Source organism: Amycolatopsis sp. NPDC054798 (assembly GCF_053611505.1).
The window spans coordinates 1-5,376 of sequence record NZ_JBSHAM010000198.1 but is presented as its reverse complement, the minus strand read 5'-3'; the positions used below and the strand labels follow the sequence as shown (position 1 = coordinate 5,376).

The window sequence follows — 5,376 nt, the reverse complement described above, 5'->3', positions numbered from 1 at the left end:
ATCTTATTCCCTCAAGGAGCCCTTCACGGACCTCGGTAACGCGTCGAGGGCGGGGAAAGCGCGATTACCCCCAGACAGCCAGAAGGGCGCCGCCGGGAATCCCGGCGGCGCCCTCACCGCTGATCACTAGCCGCGGCCCCCGCGGCACAGCTGCCGAAAAGAACGCTCAGGCGCTGGCCTTCTTGCGCGTCGCGCGCTTGCGAGCCGGCTTGGCCGGCGCCTCGGTGTCGCGCTCCTCGTAGGCCTTCACGATCTCCGCCGGGAGCCGGCCGCGGTCGGAGACAGTGAAACCATTGGCCTCGGCCCACTCGCGCATCGCCTTGTTGCGCTCGCGGTCCGCGGCGGTCGAAGCCGGCCGCGGGGCCTGCCCGGCGGCCATCCGGACCTTGCGGCCGCCGACCCGGCGCGAGGCGGCGACGTAACGGGCCAGCTCTTCCCGCAATGCGGCAGCGTTGTCTTCGGACAGATCGATCTCGTAGCTCACGCCGTCGAGACTGAACGGGACGGTCTGTTCGGCGATGCTGCCGTCGATGTCGTCCACCATCTCGACATGGACTTTTTGCGCCATGATTCGCGTTCCTTCACCTTCTACAGGATGTGCCTGCGATTACCCTATCGTGTCGAGTGACGGACCGCGCAGCGCGACTCCATTCCGGTTCGGCCGCCCGCGCTTTCCCGCTCGGTTCCCGAACACCTTCGGTGCTCAATCCGCGACTGCGCGCACTGGAAAGTTTCCAGTGCGGCTGCGCTATTCGCACACGGTTTCCCGCTCAGCGGACCCGAACCCGGCCCGGAAACGGCCGAAGGCCACCGGGTCGAAACCCGATGGCCTTCGGTGCGGAGAGGGAAAACGCGGACTAGTTCCGCCCGGGCAGCGCACCCGTCTCCGGGTCGAGCGGGAGCTTGCCCGCCTGCGGCCACCAGAAGTTGAACATGTTCCAGAGACCGCCCGCGCGAGTGTCGAACGAGCCGTCTCCGACCCGGCCGGAGAACCAGTTGTCCTCGATGAACTTCAGCACCGAGGTCTGGTCGGTCCGGGTGTGGTCGACGTAGTTCACCTTGCTGTAGGGCGAGATGACCAGCAGCGGCAGCCGGGGACCGTAGCCGCAGCGGTCGGCGTGCCCGCCGAGCCCGGCCGGCTTGCCGGTGCAGACGGCCTGGTCCTGCGAGGCGTCCTGCGAACCGTTCACGATCTTCGAGTTCTCGTGGTCGTACCAGCCGTCGGAGTCGTCGTAGGCGAGCACGATCGCGGTCGAACGCCACTCCGGGGACTGCTGGATCTTGTTGATCTCGTCGACGACGAAATGCTGTTCGTCGAGCGGGTCGGAATAGCCCGCGTGCCCGTCCTGGTACTCCGGAGCCTTGAGGAAGCTGACCGCGGGCATCGATCCGGCCTTGAGCGAATCGTTGAAGTCGCTCAGGTCGTACTGGTGGTTGGCCCGGTCGGTCTGGCCGATCGCCTGCACCGAGGACGGCGGGAGGTGGTGCGGGTTCGAAGTGGACTTGTAGTACTGGAACGGCTGGTGGTGCGGGCTGTAGTCCACGGAGGACTGATTGCCGATGTTCGCGTGCTTCTGCCCGCAGACCGCGTAGCCGTTCTGGGTGCCGGTCGGCCTGAAGCCGCCCTGGAACCAGCCCCACGTGACGTGCCGGTCGTTCAGCAGGTCGCCGACGTTGCGGCCCTGCATCGCGCCGAGGTTGTCCTTGGAGGTGTGGTTCTTGCCCGAGCAGTCGTCCCAGGCCGGGTCCGGGTCGTTGATCACGGTGCCGACGCCGTCCTCGTCCGGCGACGCGACGACGTACGGGTCGTTCTTCGGCTCGTGCGTGACCGGGTCGACCGCCTGGATCCCGTGCGTCTGGCCGGAGATCAGGTTGATCGCGCCCGGGGTGGACGGGCCGAAGACGGTGTTGAACGAGTTGTCGCTCAGCGTGTAGTGCTGCGCGTAGTTCCACAGGCCGGTGACGGTGTTGCCGTCGTAGTAGTCCATGACCAGACCCGGCTCGCCGAACAGGACCGGCTGTCCGGTGCACTTGTCGGTCTCGGTCTTCTCGACGAACTTGTCCATCTTGCCGCCGTTGAACGCGGCCTGCTCGGCGCCGTAGCTGTGGTTCTGGTCGCAGGTGAGCGCCTGGTCCGGCCCGAGCCGCTTCGGGTTGTAGGCGTTCGGGTTGTGCGTCAGCAGCTTCTCGTCGAGGCCGTTGACCTTCGGCGTGTGCTGCGCGGCCTGGAACGGGGTGCCGTTCTCGTTGGTGGCGTTCGGGTAGGTGCCGAAGTAGTGGTCGAACGAGATGTTCTCGCCGAAGATCACCACGACGTGCTTGATCGGGGTGAGCGTCGGCAGCCACGACGCCGGCAACGGGTGCAGCGGCTGGGCCTGCGCGGACGACGCCGCGGAGCCGGTGACGATCGCGAGCACCGCCGCCGAGACGAGCGCGCCCGCACTGAGCAGGCGACGGCGCCGCCTGCCGAATGCTGTGTCCACTGAGGATTCCTCCTGGTTTCGCCGGGTGGGGATCGGGGCGCGCCTCAGGCGAGGAGCGCCCGGCCGAAGTGGTCGCTGGGACCGGTGACGCCGGGCAGCGCGAAGAAGTAGCCGCCGCCGAACGGGGAGATGTAGTCGACGAGCGGCTCGCCGATCAGCCGCTTCTGCACCGCCTCGAACTGCCGCTCGAGGTCCTGCTGGTAGCAGGTGAAGACGAGGCCCATGTCGAGGTTGCCGTTGGCGTCCACACCGCGGTCGTAGTTGACCGCGCGGCGCAGGATGCGGCTGTCGTCGGTCTCCGGGGTGCGCGGGTTCGCCTTGCGGATGTGGCTGGTGAGCGGGATGACCGTGCCGATCGGATCGTCGGCGTAGCGCGGTTCGTCCTGTTCGGACGCTCCGTCCAGCGGAGCGCCGGTGTCGCGGCGGCGGCCGAACATGTTCTCCTGTTCGGTGATCGACACCCGGTCCCAGAACTCGACCAGCATCCGGATCAGCCGGATCACCTGGTAGCTGCCGCCGGCCGTCCACGCGGGCTCGCCCGCCCCCGACACCCACACCAGCCGGTCCATTTCGGACGCCGCCGGGTTCACCGTGCCGTCCTTGAACCCCATCAGATTGCGCGGGGTTCCGGACGGCCGGGACGGCGAACTGAAGCCGTTGATCTTCCAGCGCAGTTGCATTCCGCCGCGGGTCGCGCGGGCCAGGTCGCGCAGCGCGTGCAGCACCGTGTCGGTGTCGCTCGCGGACAGGGTGAGCGACAGGTCGCCGTGGCATTGCCGGTCGTCGAGCGCGTCGTTGGGGAACGTGGTCATCGGCTTGAGCTTCTTGGGCTTGCGCTCGGCCAGCCCGTACCGTCCGTCGAAAAGGGACGATCCGACGCCGACGATCACACCGAGGTCACTGTGCGGCACGACCGGCCCGAGCACGCCGGAATCGGCTGGCGGAGCGGTGATGCCGAGCGCGGCCGGCGCGCCGCCGTTCGTCAGGAACCTCGCGCGGTCGGTAATCTCCTGGAACAACTGGGTCAATTCCGCACGGTTCTCCGCGACCACGTCGAAGGACGCGATCACGCTTTGCGCCGGTGGCTGGCGCAAAATCGCGGCCTGCCGGGGCCCGTGGAACGGAACGGTGTTCGTCTCTTCGCTCGCACTAGCGGTCACGCCAATCCCGGCAGCCGCGGTGATCCCCGCACCCACGACCGTGCGGCGCAGGAAAGACCGGCGAGAGGATTCTGTCGTCACGAAATCCTCCTAGGCTCCGCGATCGCGGCGATCGGAGCGAGCAACTCAGTCAATTCGCTGACATCCGCATTGAGTTTTTGCCGCTGCGGCGCGGACAACTGGCTCACCGGCGTCCACGAACCGTCCGGCTTCTTGGCACTGTCGAGGGTCGCCGTGGTGCGCTTCATCCAATTGTCCACCTTGGACAGTCCTGGATAGCGCGGGGCGAGAACCGGGCGCAGGACGTCAAGGACCGCCTGAGTCCCGTCGAGATTCGCGCGGGCCGTAGCGAGGTTGGTGCCGCTGCCGTAATCGGTGCGCGCGGTCAGTTCGAATTGCAGCGTGTTCTCCACGATCTCGTGCGCGCGCAAGCCAAGGTCGTTCGGGTCGACCTGACTGTCCGCAAAGGACTTGCGAAGTTTCTGCACGTCGCTGTCCAGCTGTTCGGCCACCGGCGCGAGGGCAGCGAGATCCTCGTTGTGCCACAAGCCGGATTCGATCCGATGGAATCCAGTAAACTCCGAACTCTTGGCCTCTCCCGCCAACCCGGCGGCGGTCCCGTTGATAGCTTTGTCGGAGTCGCCGAACGCGTTGTAGGCCGCCCCGAGCCGTTCGTAATCCAAGTGCGCGACCAGCCAAGCAGCCTGACTCGCACCGCGATCGTTGCTGCGAATGGCGTCCTTCACCTTGCCGACGTCGGCAGCCAACTGGCCGAGCCCTTGCGCCACATGCGCTTGATAGGACTTCAATGGCCCGAGCAGATCGTTCTGCGTCACCGGCGCAACGCCCGGCCCGCGTTCGGCCCCGCCGCTCACCGTGACCGCCGGCCCGACGATCGCCGACGAATCCTCGGGAAGGCAACGGAATGCGTAGGTCCCATTGCCGAGCGTCACCTGCAGCGGCCGGGCAGTCCCGCTGCCAAGCCCCTCAACCTCCCCGTAAATCACCCCGGTCGCCGGATCGATCAAATCCACCTCGGAGGTCACCGATCCGGTGTTGCGCAGATGAAAAACCTGAACTCCCGGCCGCGGATCACCCCAGCCCTGACCGCACGCCGACCGCGAAATCTGGATCTCCGGATCCTGCGCCGAAGCCCCGTCCGGCCACACCGCGAACGCGACGCCCGCCACCACGACCGCACCCACGACCCCACCGCCGACCCAACGGGCACGCACAGACCCCGACACCCTTTCCTCCCGCCACACCTTCGGACCACCGGAACGGAATTATGCGTGCGGAAAGCGAAGAAACCCTGGTCGAGAACGCAGCCTCCCCCGGAATTCACCAGGACTTCAACCAGCGAACGACCCGAATCGGATATAGCCCACCAAAGCACAAGCTAACGACCTGCCCGATTCGCCTAATATGACTTTTTCCCTCCCTCGCCCCACCAAGCAAAACCCATGTGACGCACCCAATACCCCTTCTTCTTTCTTTCGGGGGCGCAAGCCCCCACCCCCCGTGCCAACCGCAGCCCGCGCACACAACCCACCAACGCACCCAAGCCCCGCGCCCCACCACCCCAACCGCACCCGCGCACCCAACCCCACCACGGCACCCACACCAGGCCCTGCACCCCGATACGAAGCCTTCCCTGCGGTTCGGGGGTGCTTGTCAAGGCATCTTTCCCCAATAGGCCAGCCCCCCCGGTCCGGAAGCCCCCATAGGGGCCG

4 protein-coding genes are annotated in these 5,376 nt (G+C 66.9%); all 4 read right to left on the bottom strand.

Going from position 1 to position 5,376, the window contains the following annotated elements:
* Positions 1-166: 166 nt before the first annotated feature.
* The 4 genes from ACWGIC_RS44570 to ACWGIC_RS44555 all read right to left on the bottom strand — a co-directional run bounded on the left by ACWGIC_RS44570 (position 167) and on the right by ACWGIC_RS44555 (position 4,689).
* Positions 167-568 (bottom strand): histone-like nucleoid-structuring protein Lsr2, encoded by a 402-nt coding sequence (locus tag ACWGIC_RS44570; protein ID WP_452081999.1) that lies wholly within the window; start codon positions 566-568, stop codon positions 167-169.
* A 289-nt stretch (positions 569-857) separates the two neighbouring features.
* Positions 858-2,483 (bottom strand): phospholipase C, encoded by a 1,626-nt coding sequence (locus ACWGIC_RS44565; RefSeq protein ID WP_452081998.1) that lies wholly within the window; start codon positions 2,481-2,483, stop codon positions 858-860.
* A 44-nt stretch (positions 2,484-2,527) separates the two neighbouring features.
* Positions 2,528-3,724, bottom strand: a complete 1,197-nt coding sequence (locus ACWGIC_RS44560) for a Dyp-type peroxidase (RefSeq protein ID WP_452081997.1) — start codon at positions 3,722-3,724, stop codon at positions 2,528-2,530.
* A complete protein-coding gene (locus ACWGIC_RS44555; protein WP_452081996.1) occupies positions 3,721-4,689 on the bottom strand; it encodes an EfeM/EfeO family lipoprotein in 969 nt (322 codons plus the stop codon). Before ACWGIC_RS44555 ends, ACWGIC_RS44560 begins: the two co-directional genes overlap by 4 nt.
* Between the last annotated feature and the right edge of the window lie 687 nt (positions 4,690-5,376).

Bases quoted from the DNA above. Each gene is read 5' to 3' on its own strand.
- ACWGIC_RS44570 (WP_452081999.1), bottom strand. From the start codon at position 568: ATGGCGCAAAAAGTCCATGTCGAGATGGTGGACGACATCGACGGCAGC.